The sequence below is a fragment of the Flavobacterium aquidurense genome, assembly GCF_031458035.1.
In the GTDB taxonomy this organism is placed as follows: Bacteria; Bacteroidota; Bacteroidia; order Flavobacteriales; family Flavobacteriaceae; genus Flavobacterium; species Flavobacterium aquidurense_C.
On sequence record NZ_JAVDXR010000001.1, the window covers coordinates 54,095 to 74,711 of the forward strand.

Genomic DNA, 20,617 nt, shown 5'->3' on the forward strand with positions numbered 1-20,617 from the left:
AGGATTTATTGTTATGAAAAAAACTACTTTAATATTATTATTTTCAGTAAGCTATTTCATTTATAGCTGTGGCAGCGACGACAAAAAGCAAGCTGCCGAAAAAATAGAACCTGTCAGCAGCTTAAAACCTGTTGCAGCAAAAACGTTCGACACAATGTCACTAGAAACCAGTGTAATAACTTCTGAAAATCTTATCCCTACTACTTCAACAAATAAAAAAACCGTTTTTGTTGTCAAAAAAACTGTTGCGCCTGTTACTGTCGTACCTTCTCAGGTTACGCAACAAAAACCCATAACTACTCCAGCTGTTGTTGCGGTAAAAAAAGAAAACAACGAAGATTTAATGACCTTTGTTAACTTGAGAAAAATCCTGACTGGTACTAAAATTGGTCAAACCATGAGCCAAAAAGACCTGACGAATAATTTTAAAATTCCGGAAGAAGCTGTTAAACTGGTAAAGAGCGTTACTAGAACTGCCCATGATGAATTAGCTGTAAAATGGCGCTCAACGTGGCTTGTTGAAAAAGTATCTGATGCTGAACTTGAAGACGGTAAAATGAAAATTAGATTTCAAGCTAATAAAATGTTCATGTCCGGAGGCGCAATTGGCATTAAATACAATAGAAAAGTCTATAGCGATTTAATAATTATTGGACACTCTGCCTATATTCCAAGTGTAAAAGGTTATCATTGGCAAATTGGCAAATAATGGAAAGCGAAGATTTAGTTCGATGCGGCTGGTGCACTTCCAGCGATTTATATAAAAAATATCACGATGAGGAATGGGGCGTTCCTGTTTATGACGATCCGACTTTGTTTGAATTTTTAATTTTGGAAACTTTTCAGGCAGGTTTAAGCTGGATCACCATTTTAAACAAAAGAGAAAATTTCAGAAATGCTTTTGATTATTTCGATTATAAAAAAATCGCCAATTATTCTGAAGATAAAATCGAAGAATTAATGCAAAATACAGGAATCATCCGTAATAAATTAAAAATAAAAGCGGCCGTTTCCAACGCACAGGCTTTTATGAAAGTACAGGATGAGTTTGGGAGTTTCTCTGATTATATCTGGAAATTTACCAACGGAAAACCCATCATCAACAATCCGAAAACTTCAAAAGAAGTTCCTGCCACTACTCCACTTTCTGATGAAATCAGCAAAGATTTAAAAAAAAGAGGTTTCAAATTTGTTGGCTCGACAGTGATTTACGCACACATGCAAGCCACCGGAATGATTGATGACCACGCCGAAGATTGCTGGAAAAGAGCGAAGTAAACAGTCGCAGTTTTCAGTCGTAGTTTTCAGTCGTAGTTTTCAGTTTTCCAAAAACTTGAAACCTGAAACTTGAAACTTTTTTAAACAACCAAACAAAATTTTATTACATTTGCTTCACACTTTAGGGGTGTCTGCTAAATAAGCAGGCTGAGATTTTACCCTCTGAACCTGATCTAGTTCATACTAGCGTAGGGAAAAGTAAGATGACTTCTGCGCGCATTTTTATGCGTTTTTGTAGCCATTCCTAAGGTAGAGATTCACAGCAGTGAATCTTTATAATCTCTAAATCAGATGGAATGGAACTAAAAATCAACCAACAAATCAAAAAGTTCAATGCTGAATCGCTAAGCGTTCAATCATTGCTCGATCTCGAAATTCCAAACAAACAAAACGGAATTGCCGTTGCCATTAACAATACCGTCGTTCCAAAAATTAATTGGAACCAACATCTCGTACAAGAAACCGACGAAATTCTGATTATTTCTGCTACACAAGGAGGTTGAGAATTAAATTCCAATAAAAAAATACCAAATTCCAATTTCGTATAGGACGTAGACGCACTGCTGTGCGCCTCTACCGGAACATCTTTCATTTTACATCTAACATTCAACACAATCAAGATCAACCTGAAACCTGAAACTTGAAACTTGAAACCTGAAACAAAAAAACTATGACAACAGAAGAACAAATTTCCAGAACCCCTTTTCCGAATTCAAAAAAAATTTACGTCAATGGTGAAATTCATCCCATAAAAGTGGCGATGCGCGAAGTCATTTTAAGCGACACCAAACTATCAAATGGCGGAATTGAGAAAAATCCGCCGGTAACTGTTTACGATACTTCCGGCGCTTATACAGATCCAAACATCGAAATCGACATTAGAAAAGGATTACCACGCTTACGCGAAAGCTGGATCCTGGATCGAAATGATGTTGAAATTCTAAATGAAATAACTTCTGATTACGGACAAACCCGTTTGAAAGACGAAAGCCTAAATCATCTTCGATTTGAATATTTACATCAGCCAAAACGTGCTAAAAAAGGTGCAAACGTAACACAGTTATATTACGCCAAACAAGGAATTATAACTCCTGAAATGGAATATATCGCGATTCGTGAAAACCAACGCATCGAACTTTTAAATGAGCAAACCAAGGCAATGCAATGCCAGCATGCCGGACATAGTTTTGGGGCAAATACACCAAAAAGCAAAATTACTCCTGAATTTGTGCGATCGGAAGTTGCCTGCGGAAGAGCCATTATTCCAAACAACATCAACCATCCTGAAAGTGAACCAATGATTGTGGGGCGTAATTTTTTGGTCAAAATAAACGCCAATATCGGTAACAGTGCTGTGACTTCAAGCATTGAAGAAGAAGTTGAAAAAGCAGTTTGGGCCTGTCGTTGGGGTGCCGACACGATTATGGATTTATCAACCGGAAAAAATATTCACGAAACCAGAGAATGGATTATTCGTAATTCACCTGTTCCCATTGGTACGGTTCCAATTTATCAGGCATTGGAAAAAGTAAAAGGAATTGCCGAAGATTTAACCTGGGAGGTTTTTCGCGATACTTTAATCGAACAGGCTGAGCAAGGTGTCTCCTATTTTACGATTCACGCCGGAGTTTTATTGCGCTACATCCATTTAACCGCTGATCGCGTTACCGGAATTGTTTCGCGTGGCGGATCGATTATGGCAAAATGGTGTTTATTTCATCATAAAGAAAATTTCTTATACACCCATTTTGAGGAAATCTGCGAAATCATGAAACAATATGACGTTACATTTTCTTTAGGAGATGGTTTACGTCCAGGTTCGATTGCAGATGCCAATGATGCGGCACAATTTGCCGAATTGGAAACGCTTGGAGAATTAACCAAAATTGCATGGAAACATGATGTGCAGGTTTTTATTGAAGGTCCGGGTCACGTACCAATGCACATGATTAAAGAAAATATGGACAAGCAATTGGAGCATTGCAGCGAAGCGCCATTTTACACTCTTGGGCCATTAACGACAGATATTGCTCCTGGTTACGATCATATTACTTCAGCAATTGGAGCCGCCATGATTGGTTGGTACGGCTGCGCGATGTTATGCTATGTAACGCCAAAAGAGCATCTTGGCTTACCAAACAAAAAAGACGTAAAAGATGGTGTAATCACCTATAAAATTTCAGCTCATGCCGCGGATTTAGCCAAAGGTCATCCCGGTGCGCAATATCGAGACAATGCGTTAAGTAAAGCCCGTTTTGAATTCCGTTGGGAAGATCAGTTTAACTTATCACTTGATCCTGATACCGCCAGAGAATTTCATGATGAAACGCTTCCTGCTGATGGTGCAAAAGTGGCCCATTTCTGTTCTATGTGTGGTCCTAAATTCTGCTCGATGAAAATATCTCAGGAAATTAGAGATGTCGCCGCCGCAGAAAAAGGAATGCAGGAGAAATCAGAAGAGTTTATTGAACAAGGGAAAGAGATTTATATTTAGTAGAAAATAGAGTCAAGAATCAAGAGAAAAGATATGATTGTGATTACTAATCCTTCCGCAATTTCTGGCGAAATTGGCATTATTGATTCTTTGTTTGAGGAAGGATTGTCTTTGCTTCATATTCGGAAACCCGAATTTTCTGAAGTTGAAATGGCGCATTTTATTAATCATATAAAAAAGGAATTCAGATCTAATTTGGTTTTACACAGCCATCATCAATTGGCAGAAGATTTTGGAATTAACCGAATTCATTTTTCTGAAAAAGACAGAAAAAATTCTCATGTTGTTCCTGCAAGGTTTTCAAAACCTTATAGGTATTCAACGTCAACGCATTCTATTGACGATTTTAACGCCTTGGAAAGCCTTTTTGAATATGCCTTTTTAAGCCCTGTTTTCAAAAGCATTTCTAAAGAAGAATATTATTCTGAAAAAGATCTTTTTGAGGCGTTAAAATTAAGAACAAATTCTAAGACAAAAGTTATCGCTTTAGGCGGAATTGATCTTAAAAACATAAAAAAAACACTTGAAAATGGCTTTGATAATATCGCGCTTTTAGGAAGCATCTGGAATAGTGAAAACCCAATAAAACAATTTAAATTATGTCAGAAAATCGCCCTTTCGTACTTAGTGTAGCAGGATTTGACCCTTGTGGTGGCGCGGGTGTTTTGGCAGATGTTAAAACATTCGAACAGCATCAGGTGACAGGTTTTGCTGTCGTAACGGCAAATACAATTCAAACTGAAAATTCTTTTTATGAAATTCAATGGACTAATTTGAGTTTTGTAATCCGTTCTATTGAAACCCTTTTCCTAAGCTATAAAATTCAAACGGTAAAAATTGGAATTGTACCAAGTTTCCATTATTTAAACCGAATTCTTTCGACAATAAAACTGTTGTCCCCTACCTCCAAAATTGTTTGGGACCCCGTTCTAAAATCCACAACAAAATTCGAATTTTTAAAAGTCGAAGAAAATCTGGATCTGAATACAATTCTCTCAAAAATTGATTTGATTACACCTAATTACAATGAAATTGAAATTTTATTTCCAGGTTTTGTTCCAAACAAACTTTGGCTCCAAAATGAAATTCCAACCAACATTTTACTAAAAGGAGGACATAACGAATTGGAAATCGGAACTGATCGTTTGTTCTTAAAAAATGAAAATATTGAACTCTCCCCTTCAGCAAAAAAATGCTTTGAAAAACATGGTTCCGGCTGTGTTTTATCAGCAGCAATCGCCGCAAATCTGGCGTTAGATCAAACTTTGGAAGAAGCTTGTAAAAATGCTAAAACCTACATAGAAAAATACCTGAATTCAACATCAACCTTAATCGGATATCACTATGTACAATAAACTGCAATACATTTCGCAAGGAAAAACAATCGAAGAACAATTGTATAATATTCATCACGCCTTAGATGCAGGATGCGATTGGATACAGCTGCGTTTCAAAAATCAAACAGCCAAAGACACTTTTGCTTTAGCGGAAGCGGTAAAATTTTTATGCGAAGAATATCTCGCCAATTTTATTGTAAATGACAATTTATATCTGGCACAACAAATCGCTGCAGATGGTGTGCATTTGGGGTTAACCGATATGAATATTGCAGAGGCAAGAGCAATTTTAGGAAATACAAAAATTATCGGCGGAACAGCCAACACTTTTGAAGATATTGAAAATCATGTAAAAAATGGTTGTGATTATATCGGATTAGGACCTTTTCGGTTTACCGATACAAAAGAAAAATTAAGTCCCATTTTAGGTTTGTCAGGCTACTATACTACTCTTCAAAAAATGAAAAACAGTAAAATAGAAACTCCTGTTTACGCCATTGGCGGTATCACATTAAATGATATAAATCCATTATTGGAAACCGGAATTCACGGAATAGCTGTTTCCGGAATGATTACAAAAAGTGATCAAAAAGAAAAATTAATTCAACAACTCAACGAAAAATTATATGCAAACGTCAGTGTTTAATATTGGGGATAAAAGCTTTAAATCGCGTTTATTTTTGGGAACAGGAAAATTCGGTTCCAATATCCAAATGGAAGAAGCGATTTTAGCTTCAGGAACTGAATTGGTAACTGTGGCCTTAAAGCGCATTGATCTTGAAACAGAAACTGATGCTATTTTATCACATTTAAAACATCCAAATATTAATTTATTGCCCAATACATCCGGGGCAAGAAATGCTAAAGAAGCTGTTTTCGCCGCACAATTAGCGAGAGAAGCGCTCGAAACCAATTGGGTAAAACTTGAGATTCATCCGGATCCAAAATATTTAATGCCCGATCCTATTGAAACTTTAAAAGCTACAGAAGAATTGGCAAAACTTGGATTTTTTGTATTGCCTTATATTCACGCTGATCCTGTTTTATGCAAACATTTAGAAAGCGCCGGAACGACCGCGGTGATGCCTTTAGGATCCCCAATTGGAAGTAATAAGGGATTAAAAACTATTGATTTCCTGGAGATAATTATCGAACAAAGTACTGTTCCTGTAATTATCGATGCCGGAATTGGCGCTCCATCCGACGCTGCAAAAGCAATGGAAATTGGTGCTGATGCTGTTTTGGTCAATACTGCCATTGCGGTCGCCGGAAATCCAAAATTAATGGCTGAAGCTTTTAAAGAAGCTGTTATTGCAGGACGAAAAGCTTTTGAAGCTAAGATTGCTAATCAGCAGAATCGTGCGATTGCTTCTAGCCCTTTGACTTCTTTTTTATATGAATAAAATTTTTCACGCAGATTCTGCAGATTTAAGCAGATTAAAAATGATTTTATTTTACATGTCAAATATTATAAAATCTTAGATAATAGAAACAATAAAAAAGAAAGAAAATTCTTTAATTTTGAGTAAATTTAAATTAAAGAATAATGACTGAAAATGAAATATCGTATATAATTAGAGGAGCAATTTTTAAAGTGTATAATAATTTAGGACCTGGATTATTTGAATCAGTGTATGAAAGCGCTTTGTTTTATGAATTAACAAAAACAGATTTACAAGTTCAGAAACAAGTTGAAATTATAATTCCTTACGGAGATATAATATTAGATCCTGCTTTTAGAATTGATCTCTTAGTTGAAGACAAAGTGATAATCGAATTAAAATCTGTTGAAGATTTAGCTCCAATACATTACAAACAACTTTCGACATATTTAAGACTCTCCAATAAAAAATTAGGTTTGCTGGTTAATTTCAATACTCTAAACATATTAGATGATATAAAAAGAATTGCAAATAAGATATAAATATTATAAAAAAATCATTTTTAATCTGCTTAAATCTGCCAAAATCTGCGTGAAATAAAAAACAATCAAAATGAAAACATTTAAATCGGTTTTTGAAAACTATAATTGGGATTCCATTCAATCAAAAATATACCAAGCGACTTCGCAGGATGTAGAACGTGCGCTGGCAAAAACAAAACGTAACCTTGACGATTTTTTAGCTTTGATTTCTCCTGTTGCCCAAAATTACTTAGAGCAAATGGCACAGCAATGCCATGAACTAACCAAAAAACGTTTCGGAAAAACGATTCAAATGTACGCGCCATTGTATTTAAGCAATGAATGCCAAAACATCTGTACGTATTGTGGTTTCAGTTTAGACAATAAAATCAAACGAAAAACACTTACAGACGCAGAGATAAAACTCGAAGTTGAAGCACTAAAAAATGTTGGTTTTGATCATGTTTTATTGGTAACCGGCGAAGCAAATTACACGGTAAATATTAATTATTTCCTGAATGCCATTACCTTAATAAGAGAACAATTCTCCATTATTTCTGTAGAAGTTCAGCCGCTTTCTACCGAAGATTATGAACGTTTGCATGAGGCTGGTGTATATTCAGTTTTGGTATATCAGGAAACATATCATCAGGAAGTCTATAAAAAATACCACACGAAAGGAAAAAAATCGAATTTCGATTACAGGCTGGAAACTCCTGACCGAATCGGGAGTGCCGGAATTCATAAAATAGGTTTAGGTGTTTTATTAGGTTTGGAAGATTGGCGAACGGATAGTTTTTTCAACGCACTGCATTTAGATTATCTTCAAAAAAAATATTGGCAGACAAAATATTCAGTTTCTTTTCCGAGGCTGCGTCCTGCGGAAGGCATTATTGAACCCAATTTTATTATGGATGATAAAGATTTGACACAGTTAATTTGTGCATATCGTTTGTGGAATGAAGATCTGGAAATCTCTATTTCAACTCGTGAAAATGAAAAATTCAGAAACAATATTATTCCGATTGGCGTAACCAGCATGAGTGCCGGTTCTAAAACCAATCCCGGTGGTTACGTTGTTGATCCACAATCGTTGGAACAATTTGAAATAAGTGATGAAAGATCTGCAAATGAAATAGCACAAATCATAAAAAACTCAGGCTACGAACCTGTTTGGAAGGACTGGGATAGAACATTTAGTCAAAGGTCTGAAAGTCGAAAGTCCTAAAGTCCACCAACTTTTGACTTTATGACTTTCGACTTTCAAACTTTAAGACTTAAAAAAAATGAGTATCATACAAGAATTTCTACGTTACAACCGACAAACCATTCTTCCTGAAATTGGCGATGAAGGTCAGGAAAAACTGAAAAAAGCAAGAGTATTGGTAATTGGAGCTGGGGGTTTGGGCTGTCCTGTTTTACAATATATTGCAACGGCAGGTGTTGGCTTTATTGGGATAATGGATTTTGATACCGTTGAGATACACAACTTACATCGACAGATTTTATATACTGAAAATGAAATTGGAAAAGAGAAAGCAATTGTTGCCAAAGAAGTCGTTTCAAAACTGAATCCGTTAATTGAGGTTGCAGCTATTAATATGAAACTGACAAGGGAAAATGCAGCAACAATCATTCAACAATACGATGTTATTGTAGATGGCTCTGATAATTTTGCAACCCGTTATTTGGTAAACGATACCTGTATCCAATTTCAGAAACCTTTGATCTACGGAAGTATTTTAAAATTTGAAGGTCAGGTTGCTGTTTTTAATCATAACGGAGGTAAAAACTTACGTGATTTATTTCCTGAAATGCCAGACCCGAAAGAAGTTCCAAATTGTAACTTGAATGGTGTTTTGGGAACTTTACCCGGAATTATAGGCACGATAATGGCGCATGAAACGCTGAAATTAATTTTAGAATTACAAACTTTAAAAAATGAATTGGTGATTTTCAACACGTTAAACTGGAGTTTTACCAAATTGAATTTCTAAAAAATAACGGCATCGCCAACACTAATTATTCCCGAATTCAAACTCACGATATTAGTTCCGAATAAAACGGAATTATTTACATTTCGATACTTGCTTAAGGTTTTTAAAGGTTCTTTTTTTACGATTCCTTTCTGTGGATCATTGTTTACCATAATGCATCTTCCGCAAGGTTTTACATTTTTAAATTGAACCTCTCCAATTTTGAAAGTATCAAGATTGTCTTCTTCATGTTCTTTTTGAGTACTGATTACAATGTTTGGACGAAATCTTTTTATGGTAATTTTTTCTGCTAATTTAATATTCAAAAAATCAAGGCTCTCTGTTCCGATTAATAAATACGGATAACCATCGGCTAAACTTACATTGAAGGTTTCTTTAAGTCTTGAACTTTCGTGTTTTCGTCCTCCAGTTTTTATGATTTTAACCAATTTGCATTCAAAACCCAATTGCTGGCTAAACCATTCTGAAGTAACAATATTCACTTCAACCACTTCACTTTTATCATCCCAAACATTAACTTCTATTGAATTTTCTAAACTTTCATTAATAGAGAACTCATGCTTTTGATCTTTAAAAGAAATACTAATTTTTCCATCTGAAATTTGAGGATAAAACTGACTCATAATTGGATATTCTCTTTGCGTTATCATTTGGTTTTCAGCATCAATCAACATCCATCTGCGGTCATTTTCAAAACCCATTTCTTCTGCTTTAGCGTTTTGACAGCTAATTCCGGCCAAACTTTTTATCGGATAAATGTAAATTTCTTTTACAACATGAATTGTACTCATTTTACTTACTTTTTAAAATAGACATAAATGCATCACGATCAATTTCGCAACAACCCAAACTTTCTAAATGCGGATTATAAACCTGACAATCCAGAAGCTTATAATTCTTTTCTCTTAAATAATTGACCAAAGCTATAAAGGCAACTTTAGAAGCATTTGATACTTTTGAAAACATACTTTCCCCACAAAAAACATGACCCAAATCAATTCCGTACAAACCTCCAACTAAAACTTCATCCTGCCAAACCTCAACTGATTTTGCAATTCCCTGAGTATGTAATTTGCAATATGATTCGATCATTTCATTTGAAATCCAGGTTCCGTTTTGACCGTCGCGTTTTATTTTTTGACAATTTGAGATTACATCTTCAAAATTTTGATTAAAGGTAACTTTAAACTGATTTCGGTTCAAAATATTACGCATGCTTTTGGATACAATTAATTCATCCAAAAACAAAACCATCCGAGGATCCGGTGACCACCACAAAATAGGCTCTCCCGCGTTAAACCACGGAAAAATTCCGCTTTGGTAAGCCAGCTTTAAACGCTCCGGATTTAAATCACCACCAATGGCCAGAATCCCTTCTTCATCGGCTTCTGAAACGGGTGGAAAAAACAGCTCTTCACGTAAATAATACATCTTATAAAAAATTCCAATAATAAAAATCCAAATTCCAAACCCTTAGAAAACCTTTGTCAAAGTTTAAAACTTTGACAAAGGTGTACAGAATATAAAAAATTCCAAATCCCATACACAGAATGATTGGAATTTGGAATTTTTAAATTGTATTTTAAACTCTTAGAAAGGCAAATCGTCCGGTTCGTCTTCGTTTAAGTTTGTAGCTGGAGCAAAAGCCTCTGCAGCAGGCATTGCTGGTGTCTGAGCAGGACCTTCTGGAGCTAATCTTTCGATTCTCCAACCTTGAATACTATTAAAATATCTAGTTTCTCCTTGTGGATTAACCCATTCTCTTCCTCTTAAATTGATAGAAACTTTTACTGCTTCACCTTGCTTGTAGCTGCTCAATAAATCGCATTTATCCTGAGTGAATTCAATCAAAATGTGTTGAGGATATTGCTCGTCTGTAGTAACGACCAACTCTCTTTTTTTGAATGCAGCACTAACTTGTTGCTCTGGATTAACCACTTTTACTTTTCCTGTAACTTCCATCTTCGTCTATATTAATTATTGTTTCTATTCTTTATTTTTTGGCTAAAAGCACTTTCCAAGCCGATGAAACATCTTCTTTATCCAGATATTTTTTGGCTTCTAAATGAATTTTTTCCTGATCATCTGAGCTTAAAACTCCTTTCACAGAAAAATTTTCTTTCACAAATATACTAACTTCTTCTGTTGTGGGCAAGGCTTCAATATTGCCTAATTTTCCGAGATCATTTCCGCTAAAAACACCGCTTTCCCTAATGAAATTCGGAATTGCATCTACCCCAACCCCTAAAGCCGTAAGTGGTTTTGTCACTTCAAAAAGTCCCTGGTTTGATCTTGAGTACCAATTATTTCCAAGTCTTGAAACCAAATCAATTTTATGCTGGTCAATGGCTCCATTTTCATCTAAAATCGATTCGTGAATATGAATTTTCACTACTTCACAAAGGATCAAATTCCCGGCTCCGCCTTCTGTCCCTAACGGAATAATCTGCGTCACTTTGCATTCAAACTGCACCGGAGATTCTTTAACACGATACGGTTTTACCAAATCTGACGGAATTTGAGTTAATCCGGCTTTGATAAATTCGTTTACACCATCTCCATATTCTGTACTTGCCAGCGAAGTTTGCTGTACCAAATCATAATTAACCACATTAATAACCACTTCGCGAGTTGCTTCAACATTAACAAGCGTATGTTTTACCGTATTGTCGCGCACGCGTCGTGCCGGCGAAAAAACCAAAATTGGCGGATTGGCACTAAAGACATTAAAGAAACTAAAAGGAGACAAATTAGGAATTCCTTTTGAACTTATTGTACTTGCAAATGCAATAGGCCTCGGCCCTACAGCGCTTTGCAAATAACCTTGTAGTTTTACCGTTGGTATTTCTTTTGGATCAATGCTAATCATATTTTTTGTTTTAAACCGAAGCTCGTTTCGGCAGCTACAAAAGTATAGAAATCGTTTATGCCAAAGAAATACTTTAGGGCATAAAAACAAAAATCTTTAGTAAATAACAAAATATTATATGATTATCCATGACTAATAGCATACTGAAAAATTAGCCACAGATTAACACAGATTCAACAGATTAAGGGCATAAAATCTGTGCTAATCTGTGGCAAAAAAAACATTTGGTACACTTTGCAGACTTTCATAAAATATTAAATGTGATTATTTCGTTATATTTATACCTCAAAACAATATTTATGTTTTTTTCCGAAAGAAGAAATACAACCCGCTGGATCATCATTTCTATTTCCTTTTTAATCATTTCTTTGATTCTTTGGAATACCTATACTTTTTTTCAGGTTTTCAAAAATGAAGAAAGAATAAAAATGAATCTTGTGGCCAATGCGCAAAAAACCTTAGTCAGTGCTGATGAAAATACGGACTTAAATTTAACTGTTGAGATTTTAAACAACAACCACTCGATTCCTGTTATGCTGACAATGTACGGAGATAAAATTATTGGCTCTGTCAATGTACCGGAAAAAATAATGGCAGATGAAAAAAAATCACTGCAATATTTGAATAATCTGAAGCACGAAAATGACCCAATTAATATTGAATATGCACCCGGAAAATTTCAAACATTATATTATGGTAATTCGGAATTACTGAATAAACTTAAATACTATCCGATAGCATTATTGCTGATTTTCTTTTTGTTTGGAGCATTAATCTATAATTTCTACAGAAGTACCAAAATGGCGACCCAAAACAAACTTTGGGCAGGAATGGCAAAGGAAACAGCACATCAGATTGGCACACCATTATCCTCATTAATTGGCTGGGTTGAAATTTTAAGAACCGAAGAAATTGATCCGTCTATAACAGTCGAAATCGAGAAAGACGTTGACCGACTACAAACTATTGCAGACCGTTTCTCAAAAATTGGGTCTATCCCCGTTTTAGAAGCGCATAATATTGTTTCTGAGACTTTAAACACGTACGAATATTTACAGTCGCGATTTTCAAAGCAGGTAACATTTTCCTATAATGTTCCAGAAGAACCTATTTTTGCCATGATAAATCCGACCCTTCACAGTTGGACTATTGAAAATTTAATCAAAAATGCGATTGATGCCATGAGGGGAAAAGGAAGTTTAGAACTTCAAATTGAGCAAGATGCGCATCATGTAAAAATAAACATCAAGGATTCTGGAACCGGAATTCCCAAAAAACAATTTAAAAGCATTTTTGAACCTGGTTTTACCACCAAAAAACGCGGTTGGGGATTAGGGCTTTCTTTAACCAAAAGAATTGTTGAAGAATACCATAACGGAAAAATTAAAATTTTGCATTCTGAAGTTGGAAAAGGCACTACTTTTCAAATTCAATACAATAAAAAAGAGCAGTAAATTTTACTTTACTGCTCTTTTTTATTGTATTGAATTTGTTTTATAAATTCGCCTGAATACTTTTTGCCAAATCTTCAAATTCTTCTTTAGAAAGAGATACTTTATTTTGAAAACGCATTTCATCCATATGATTTAATGGAATCAGATGAACGTGCGCGTGAGGAACTTCTAAACCAACAACCGCCATTCCGACTCTTTTGCAGGGAACCGTCTTTTCTAAAGCAATTGCAATTTTTTTAGAAAACTTCATCAATCCTAAATACAGCTCATCATCCATATCAAAAATCTTATCGATTTCTTGTTTTGGAATACAAAGTGTGTGACCTTTTGCGTTTGGATTTACATCTAAAAAAGCCAAATACTTATCGTCTTCAGCAATTTTATAAGAAGGAATTTCTCCGTTTACTATTTTAGTGAATATGCTGCTCATTGTATATTTGTTGAATCGGTTAACCGTTTATTTGTTTAATCGTTTATTCGGTTAATTGTTTAATCGGGTTTTTCCGTTTAACCGATTGAACGATTAAACAGTTAAACTAAAAATTACTAGTCTCTTGAGATTTCAAGAATTTCAAATTTCAAAACGCCATTTGGTACTGTAATTTCTGCTACCTCTCCAACTGATTTTCCTAGTAAACCTTTTCCAATAGGAGAAGTCACTGAGATTTTTCCAGTTTTAAGGTCCGCTTCACTTTCAGCAACAAGCGTATATTTCATTTCCATTCCGTTGCTTTGGTTTTTAATTTTTACATTAGAAAGTACCAATGCCTTTGAAACATCCAATTGTGATTCGTCAATTAATCTGGCATTAGAATACACTTCTTCCAGTTTAGCAATTCTCATTTCTAATAAACCTTGTGCTTCTTTTGCTGCATCGTATTCGGCGTTTTCAGATAAATCACCTTTGTCTCTTGCTTCTGCTATATCTTGGGATGCCTTCGGACGCATTACACTTTTTAAATGCTCCAATTCATCTTTTAATTTTTTTAATCCTTCTGCGGTATAATAAGATACTTTACTCATAACTTCATCGTTTATATAAATACAAAAAATCCCATCGGGACGGGATTTCTTATTACAAATATACTATTATTTTTAATAGTACATAATTATATGTTAATCATATAGAATTCAAAACTAAATAATTTATTTTTGTTTCACTAATACTCCATAAAATAATGAAAAAATTCTGGCTACTAATAATATTTGTTTCTGTACTTTTCTCTTGTAGTGATAAAGAAAGAAGCAATAATAACCCAAATATCCCTAACTATTCCGTTAACTTATCTGTAGATATGAATCTGCCAGCTTATTCAAATCTTAAGTTTGTGAGTAATGGTGTTATTGTTCCGAATTTTGGAGCCAAAGGTGTTATCATTTTCAATGCCGGAAGCGGTTACAATGCTTTTGATGCCGCTTGTCCAAATCAGGCTCTGAATTCTTGTACCGCTATGACTATTGACGGCATCAATGCTGTCTGCTCTTGCGATAAAACTTCTTATAGTTTATTTACAGGACTTGGAGGCAAGGAATATCCTTTAAAACAATACAAAGTCGAAGTTATAGGAACTGTAATTCACGTTTATAATTAAAAATAGAAAAGCCTGAAAATTTTAAACTTTCAGGCTTTTTAGTTTTTGGAAACTTTTAGAATTTTAAAGTCAATCCTGCTAAGAAATTAATTCCTGCCTGAGGATAATAGTACGGGTAAACGTCCCACATATATCCGTTTGACACATATTTCTTGTCTAAAATATTATTCACTAAACCGGTAATCATAATTGATTTGAAGACAGATTTTGGTTTTATTTCATAAGACACATTCAAATCGTTTACGAAATAATCTGCCAGTTTTGCTGATGGCAATTCGATATTGTTCATGTATTGTTCACCAACAAATTTCTGCAATAACGATATGTGCAAACTTTCAATTGGGCTGTAAACAATAATATTTCCTACAATCACTTCTGGCGAATATGCTATTTTAGTAGTTCCGTAGTTTTGGCCTTCAACTGCCAGATTAACATTTTTATTACTGCTTATGGTTAAGTTTGGTCGAAGCAAAAACTGTTCAGAAAGTTTAATTGTCGCATCAACTTCAAAACCTAAACGGTAACTTTTATCAGTATTGGAGCGAATTGGCGAGCCAACATCATCTAATGTTCCGGTTAAAATCAACTGATCTTTGTATGCCATGTAGTAGAAGTTTGAATTCAGTTGAAATTTCTCCGAATTGAATCTCCAGCCTAATTCGAAATCATTTAGTTTTTCAGGCTTTACGTTTCCACCTTCGTAATCCGTCCTGTTTGGTTCACGATTCGCTCTGGCGTATGAAAAATAAAGTGTGCTTTTTTGATTGATTTCATAATTCAAACCCGCTTTCGGATTAAAAAAATTGAAATTATCATCGACAATACCAGTTTCAACACTATTGGCTTTATACTTTACATTTCTATATTGCAAATCACCATAAAAGCTTAATTTTTCTGTGAATTGATAATTGGCTTTCGCGAAAATATTGCCATCTGTTTTTGTTGAAAAATCATCGTAATAATGATCTCCTAATTCTGATTGCGAAGCATATCTCGCCCAGATTACTTTTCCGTAATGATCGCCTTCGTACTTATTCCCGCCTCCGCCAAAAATAACGTCCAGTTTTTCTTCTTTGTATTTTACTGAGAAAGTTGTTCCGTAGAAATCATTATCCAACCATTTCTGACGCACTAAATCGGTCGTTGTTACACCCCCAACTGGTAATAAACCATACTCGGCCATATCTGCATCTTCTTTGTAATTTTCGTAATAGCCTTTTCCTTTTGTGTAATGAAAAGCCAGGTTCATACTCCATTTATCAGACAGCGATTCGCTCCAATGCAATTGATAATGATCCTGTTGATAATTATCGGTTTCATTATCGTAAAAACGAACATTTCCGGCTTCATCTGTGTACATTCCGGCAGAGTTAAAAGTACGGTTTGTATTTAGGGTTTCGGCATCAATTCCGTTCCAGGATTGGTATGTTTTTTCTGTTCCGCCAAAAACCAAAGCTTTAATTAAAGTAGTTTTTCCAACGTAAGTTCCTTGTAAAAAATACGATTTCAAATCAGAACTTGCTCTGTCTACATAACCATCCGATTTAATTCTTGACAAACGTCCTGCCAATTCAAAATGATCGTTTAATAAGCCTGTGCTGAATTTTATAGTTTCTTTTTGAGAATTAAAACTTCCAAACGAACCTGAGATTTCGCCATTTGCTTTTGAAGCATAATTATCAGTCAGCATATTTAAACTGGCACCAAAAGCAGCCGCTCCATTTGTAGAAGTTCCAACACCGCGTTGTAATTGCAGACTCTCCAAAGAAGAAGCAAAATCAGGCATATTCACCCAAAATGTTCCCTGACTTTCGGCATCGTTGTACGGAATTCCGTTGATGGTAACATTTACCCTTGTTGCATCGCTTCCGCGGACACGAATCCCAGTGTAGCCCATTCCGTTTCCAGCATCAGAAGTAGTGATAACAGAAGGCAGATAATTCATTAAAATTGGAATATCCTGACCCAGATTTCGATATTTAATATCTTTTTTATCCAAATTACTAAATGTAACAGGCGTTTTTGTAGTCACACGAACTGCCGAAACCAAGACATCATCAAGCTTATTGACTTTGGTTGAATCCTGTTCTTGTGAAAAAGAAAAAAGAGAATAGAGTAAAGAAAATAGAGTAAAGAAAATAGATTTGTTGTTCAACTTTGAACCTTTGTGCCTTTGCACCTTTGTACCTTTAAGAGCACCTTTAAAAAATGTTTTCATCCGTAAAAAAAATTACGAATAAAAGGGGGAATTATTCTTTTTGTTAAATTAGTAAATGTGTTTCTTTACGACAAGATATAGTGTGCACGCTAACAATTGTCGTTTTTTCCCTTAGCAACATTACTTGCTCAGGTTCTTTGGGTATGATCTCAGCTCGTTATTTAGAGCACCCCTTTGAGACAGTGCAAATGTAAGCTTAAAAAGCAAATTCCAAAAATTAAAATTCCAAATTCCAAAAAAACTTACAGATTAAATCAAATTCCAAAACTAAAATTCCAAATTCCAATTGAAAACTACATAAAGTAATCTTTTTGGAATTTGGAATTTATAAATTGGAATTTAATCTAAATCTGGCTTTCTACGAGATTGCTTTATTTCAGAGATATTCTTTTTGTCTTTGATTCGTTTTTTGATCACTGATTTTGGAACTTTCGTCGCTTTTCGAACTTTAGGAACATGCAATCCTTTTTTGATGATTTCTAGAAAACGTTTTACAACAATATCTTTATTTTTTAGCTGACTTCGATCTTCATCACAATTTAAAATCAGAATATTTTCAGTTGTTAAACGTGGAGAAATGTTAGTCAATAAAAGTAATTTTTCTTCATCAGATAAGGACTGAGAAGCATTTAAATCAAAAGTCAATACCACTTTTGATGATACTTTATTTACGTTTTGACCACCGGCACCACTGCTGCGAACGGCTTTAAAACTCAATTCTGATATGATTTTATCGATTTCCATTATTGTGGCTGATGTGCTGCTTTTAATAAATCATTTACTGTTTTTACAGGATTAAAAGTGATCAGCGGAACTGCTACAAAAATAGTCAGCCAATTCGCCATAGCACCATTCCATAGGCCAGGCAATTCATAACTTTTAACCGTTTTGCCTTCAACACTTTTTTCAACTATAAAGCCGGCATTATGATCTACAAATTGTTTCAGATCAAATCTTTTGTTTTTATAATTTTTAATTCCGCAAACTAAATCTACCGGATTAAAATGAGTTGCTTCAGATAAAATTTCGAGATGTTTTTTATTGTGTAAATCTACCTGAGAAGTTTCTACAATTTGTAATGAAAGTATGCCTTTATCATTCATCACCCAAAATGGCCCACCACCCGGTTCTCCTTCATTTCTTACCATTCCACATACCCGAATTGGCCGATCTAACAACTCTTTGATTTTGTTTATTTTATTTTCGAAAGTAAATTTATTAAAATCATTTGTTACTGTGATATTCAATTTTTGCTTTAAAAACTCAATGATTACGGCAATGTCGTTTTCTCTTATTTCTTGTTTTTCAATAGCTATCAAATACCCAAAAACTTTTTGCTGAATTTCGATTAAAACACCAGCCAAAGCCTTTTTGTAAAGCGCAATTTTATCAATATGATTTTGAATTACATTGTCAATATTCTTAATGAAAATAATATCTGAATCAAGTTCATTTAAATTTTCAATCAAAGCACCATGTCCTCCCGGTCTAAAAACCAGTGATCCATTACTATTTCGCGCAAATTTATTAGCACTATCAACTGTAATAGAATCCGTTCTTTTGTTTTGATACGAATATCCAATATTAATTTTTGTTCCTGATAGCTCTTCAATTTTACTTTTTAACAAGCCAACAGCTTCCTCAAATAGATTTTGATGTGCTTCGGTTACCGTAAAATGAAGATTAGAAACTTGATTTGATGACGCATAATGCACACACTCATTCAAATGTTCTTCAATAGGATTTGCAATATGGGTCTTATACTTATGAAAAGGCAAAACTGCTTTTGGCTTATTTGCAAAATCAAAATAATATGAAGAAAGCAATAATTTTATGAAATAATAATTTTTATAATCACGCTCTAAATTGTCAAAATCCGGATAAACTAATTTTAATTTTTTATCGATCGCCTTAAAAAAAGGAAATTTATCCATTGCTACAATAAAAATAGAAAGTTCTTTGTCCTTTTTTCTATTGATATAGGCATTTATAGTTTCTTTTTCAATATCAAAATCATTCAAAAATGCATTTAAAAACTTAAACATTCTTGTAGCCGCTCCAGAAGCAGGCACGAATTTTTTTATTTTCAAATTTGATTTCTGACTATCAAAAAAACTAGCTTTTTCTTCGAATTCATCTTCCGATAAGGTCAAAATTCCATTACCAATTGTCGCCGGACTTACTAAATTACTCTTTGCAATTCCGTTTTTTAAAATATCCAATTGCTGTAAAATGTTTTCAATCGAAATTCCGTGTTCATAAATTTCTACAAAATCAGCCGATGAAAATCCCTTTTCTTTAGCTATGGCTAAATTATTTATAATAGTTGACGCTTTTGCCAAACGGCTTTTCTTATCACCTGAAAGCGTAATAAATGGCTTTTTAGTATCAATTAAAGTTTGTTTGAAAACAGAAAATACGCTTTCTCTACCGACAGGAGAATCTCTGATATCATCTTTTTCCCAAGGGACATCAATATCCGTCAGGAAAAATAAATCATATTCATGTTCCAGTGCGGCTTCATTTAATAAAGAATCACAGAACCCATAATACATTTCAGAAAAAACCTTTGTAACCATTAAATTGGTATCACAAAAAAGATATTTTTTAGCCGAAGAAAGTTTTTTATTTTCTAATGCAACCTGCCCGTAAGCAATAGGAAGCAAGTCATCAGCTACGCAAATATGCTGATTTTCTTCCCACTTTTCTTGTAGGTAATCGCGTGCAAATTCGGGAACCCATTGAGTTTCGTAATATTCTGCAAGTTGTTTTGCCAAAGTTGTTTTCCCGGTACTTTCGGGCCCAAATAACGCAATTTTTATAATGTTTGTTTTTTGTTGTCTAAGATTTTTTTCCATTCTAAATAAGCTGAAATAGCTAAAATTGTAAAAATTAAATATTGTAGTGACAACATTCCTAAGCCACGATAAGCATAAAGAGGCACTACAATAATATCACCAATAATCCAAAGTGTCCAGTTTTCGATTTTTTTTCTGGCCATGTACCACATTCCTGCGAAAAATATTCCGGACGAAATCATATCGACATAATTGTCATTTTTGATTTCATAATCGAAGTATTTATAAATGCCGAAAACTACAAAAACAGTAACAATAAATAGTACGATTCCGATTATTTTTTCATTAAAATTTGTACGAGTAATTGGCATATTATCTTCGGCCGTTCCTCCTTTTGCCCAAACGTACCAGCCATAGATACTCATAATTGAAAAATAGCCGTTAATAATCATATCTCCTATATATCCGGCAATAAATAATAGATATACTGAAATGACTGTTGCAATCAAACCCGTTGGGTACACCCAAATATTTTCTTTTTTTGCAAACCAAACGCTTAATATCCCAAAAACAAACACTAAAAACTCTAAAGCAATATGCCACAAAGGGGCGTTTTTATAACTGTCAAGAAAAAAATCAATCATTTGGGTCAGTTGTTTGGTTGGTTGTTTTTGGTT

The 20,617-nt window shown here is 34.4% G+C and carries 23 protein-coding genes and 1 riboswitch; of the genes, 13 read left to right on the forward strand and 10 right to left on the reverse strand.

Translation table 11 applies throughout. From position 1 onward, the window contains the following. Positions 1-13 precede the first annotated feature (13 nt). The 11 genes from J2X17_RS00205 (at position 14) to J2X17_RS00255 (ending at position 9,009) form a co-directional block, all read left to right on the forward strand. A complete protein-coding gene (locus J2X17_RS00205; protein ID WP_310293575.1) occupies positions 14-709 on the forward strand; it encodes a hypothetical protein in 696 nt (231 codons plus the stop codon). Then, positions 709-1,278 (forward strand): DNA-3-methyladenine glycosylase I, encoded by a 570-nt coding sequence (locus J2X17_RS00210; RefSeq protein ID WP_310293577.1) that lies wholly within the window; start codon positions 709-711, stop codon positions 1,276-1,278. Before J2X17_RS00205 ends, J2X17_RS00210 begins: the two co-directional genes overlap by 1 nt. 113 nt (positions 1,279-1,391) lie before the next feature. After that, a riboswitch (TPP riboswitch) is annotated at positions 1,392-1,490 on the forward strand. Positions 1,491-1,574: 84 nt separating this feature from the next. Further along, positions 1,575-1,781 (forward strand): sulfur carrier protein ThiS, encoded by a 207-nt coding sequence (gene thiS / locus J2X17_RS00215; protein ID WP_310293579.1) that lies wholly within the window; start codon positions 1,575-1,577, stop codon positions 1,779-1,781. A 167-nt stretch (positions 1,782-1,948) separates the two neighbouring features. Then, positions 1,949-3,772 (forward strand): phosphomethylpyrimidine synthase ThiC, encoded by a 1,824-nt coding sequence (thiC, locus tag J2X17_RS00220; protein ID WP_310293581.1) that lies wholly within the window; start codon positions 1,949-1,951, stop codon positions 3,770-3,772. A gap of 33 nt (positions 3,773-3,805) precedes the next feature. Continuing rightward, on the forward strand, positions 3,806-4,405 hold the full coding sequence (locus J2X17_RS00225) for a thiamine phosphate synthase (protein ID WP_310293583.1): 600 nt from the start codon (positions 3,806-3,808) through the stop codon (positions 4,403-4,405). Next, positions 4,372-5,127, forward strand: coding sequence for a hydroxymethylpyrimidine/phosphomethylpyrimidine kinase (locus tag J2X17_RS00230; RefSeq protein WP_310293585.1), 756 nt, complete (start codon positions 4,372-4,374; stop codon positions 5,125-5,127). Before J2X17_RS00225 ends, J2X17_RS00230 begins: the two co-directional genes overlap by 34 nt. Next, positions 5,117-5,755 (forward strand): thiamine phosphate synthase, encoded by a 639-nt coding sequence (locus tag J2X17_RS00235; RefSeq protein ID WP_310293587.1) that lies wholly within the window; start codon positions 5,117-5,119, stop codon positions 5,753-5,755. The genes J2X17_RS00230 and J2X17_RS00235 overlap by 11 nt, the downstream gene beginning before the upstream one ends. Next, positions 5,736-6,512, forward strand: coding sequence for a thiazole synthase (locus J2X17_RS00240; protein ID WP_310293589.1), 777 nt, complete (start codon positions 5,736-5,738; stop codon positions 6,510-6,512). The genes J2X17_RS00235 and J2X17_RS00240 overlap by 20 nt, the downstream gene beginning before the upstream one ends. 143 nt (positions 6,513-6,655) lie before the next feature. Then, positions 6,656-7,033: a GxxExxY protein gene (locus tag J2X17_RS00245; RefSeq protein WP_310293591.1), complete on the forward strand. Its 378-nt coding sequence runs from the start codon at positions 6,656-6,658 to the stop codon at positions 7,031-7,033. 70 nt (positions 7,034-7,103) lie between these two features. Continuing rightward, positions 7,104-8,240, forward strand: coding sequence for a 2-iminoacetate synthase ThiH (thiH, locus tag J2X17_RS00250; protein ID WP_310293593.1), 1,137 nt, complete (start codon positions 7,104-7,106; stop codon positions 8,238-8,240). Positions 8,241-8,298: 58 nt separating this feature from the next. Beyond that, a complete protein-coding gene (locus J2X17_RS00255; RefSeq protein ID WP_310293595.1) occupies positions 8,299-9,009 on the forward strand; it encodes a HesA/MoeB/ThiF family protein in 711 nt (236 codons plus the stop codon). On the opposite strand, the gene J2X17_RS00260 is transcribed toward J2X17_RS00255, so the two are convergent. From J2X17_RS00260 to J2X17_RS00275, 4 genes are all read right to left on the reverse strand, one after another. Continuing rightward, complete coding sequence (locus J2X17_RS00260) at positions 9,006-9,800, reverse strand: MOSC domain-containing protein (protein ID WP_310293597.1); 795 nt, start codon at positions 9,798-9,800, stop codon at positions 9,006-9,008. The genes J2X17_RS00255 and J2X17_RS00260 overlap by 4 nt on opposite strands. A 1-nt stretch (position 9,801) precedes the next feature. Beyond that, on the reverse strand, positions 9,802-10,440 hold the full coding sequence (gene aat / locus J2X17_RS00265; protein ID WP_310293598.1) for a leucyl/phenylalanyl-tRNA--protein transferase: 639 nt from the start codon (positions 10,438-10,440) through the stop codon (positions 9,802-9,804). A 159-nt stretch (positions 10,441-10,599) separates the two neighbouring features. Beyond that, entirely contained in the window at positions 10,600-10,971 is a 372-nt protein-coding gene (locus tag J2X17_RS00270) for a DUF3127 domain-containing protein (RefSeq protein WP_310293599.1), read from the reverse strand. Positions 10,972-11,002: 31 nt separating this feature from the next. Continuing rightward, positions 11,003-11,878, reverse strand: coding sequence for a flavin reductase family protein (locus J2X17_RS00275; protein WP_310293600.1), 876 nt, complete (start codon positions 11,876-11,878; stop codon positions 11,003-11,005). Between the two features lie 299 nt (positions 11,879-12,177). Here J2X17_RS00275 and J2X17_RS00280 point away from each other — a divergent pair, with 299 nt between their 5' ends. Beyond that, positions 12,178-13,332, forward strand: coding sequence for a sensor histidine kinase (locus J2X17_RS00280; protein WP_310293601.1), 1,155 nt, complete (start codon positions 12,178-12,180; stop codon positions 13,330-13,332). Between the two features lie 40 nt (positions 13,333-13,372). Here the strand turns inward: J2X17_RS00280 and J2X17_RS00285 are convergent, their stop codons facing one another. Together J2X17_RS00285 and greA are read right to left on the reverse strand one after the other, a co-directional pair. Beyond that, positions 13,373-13,762 (reverse strand): HIT family protein, encoded by a 390-nt coding sequence (locus J2X17_RS00285; protein WP_310293603.1) that lies wholly within the window; start codon positions 13,760-13,762, stop codon positions 13,373-13,375. Between the two features lie 116 nt (positions 13,763-13,878). Continuing rightward, positions 13,879-14,355 carry a transcription elongation factor GreA gene (gene greA, locus J2X17_RS00290; RefSeq protein WP_029271926.1) on the reverse strand — a complete coding sequence of 159 codons (477 nt, stop codon included), beginning with the start codon at positions 14,353-14,355 and terminating at the stop codon, positions 13,879-13,881. Positions 14,356-14,510: 155 nt separating this feature from the next. Between greA and J2X17_RS00295 the strand changes: the two genes are divergently transcribed. Then, the gene (locus tag J2X17_RS00295) at positions 14,511-14,924 is read left to right on the forward strand and encodes a Rieske (2Fe-2S) protein (protein ID WP_310293607.1); all 414 of its coding nucleotides are present in this window, start codon (positions 14,511-14,513) and stop codon (positions 14,922-14,924) included. 55 nt (positions 14,925-14,979) lie between these two features. Here the strand turns inward: J2X17_RS00295 and J2X17_RS00300 are convergent, their stop codons facing one another. The 4 genes from J2X17_RS00300 to pnuC all read right to left on the reverse strand — a co-directional run bounded on the left by J2X17_RS00300 (position 14,980) and on the right by pnuC (position 20,584). Beyond that, positions 14,980-17,142, reverse strand: a complete 2,163-nt coding sequence (locus tag J2X17_RS00300) for a TonB-dependent receptor (RefSeq protein ID WP_310293609.1) — start codon at positions 17,140-17,142, stop codon at positions 14,980-14,982. 339 nt (positions 17,143-17,481) lie between these two features. Beyond that, positions 17,482-17,886, reverse strand: a complete 405-nt coding sequence (gene arfB, locus J2X17_RS00305; RefSeq protein WP_310293611.1) for an alternative ribosome rescue aminoacyl-tRNA hydrolase ArfB — start codon at positions 17,884-17,886, stop codon at positions 17,482-17,484. Further along, a complete protein-coding gene (locus J2X17_RS00310) occupies positions 17,886-20,000 on the reverse strand; it encodes a DUF4301 family protein (RefSeq protein ID WP_310293612.1) in 2,115 nt (704 codons plus the stop codon). The genes arfB and J2X17_RS00310 overlap by 1 nt, the downstream gene beginning before the upstream one ends. After that, positions 19,961-20,584, reverse strand: a complete 624-nt coding sequence (pnuC, locus tag J2X17_RS00315; protein WP_310293614.1) for a nicotinamide riboside transporter PnuC — start codon at positions 20,582-20,584, stop codon at positions 19,961-19,963. The genes J2X17_RS00310 and pnuC overlap by 40 nt, the downstream gene beginning before the upstream one ends. Positions 20,585-20,617: the final 33 nt, after the last annotated feature.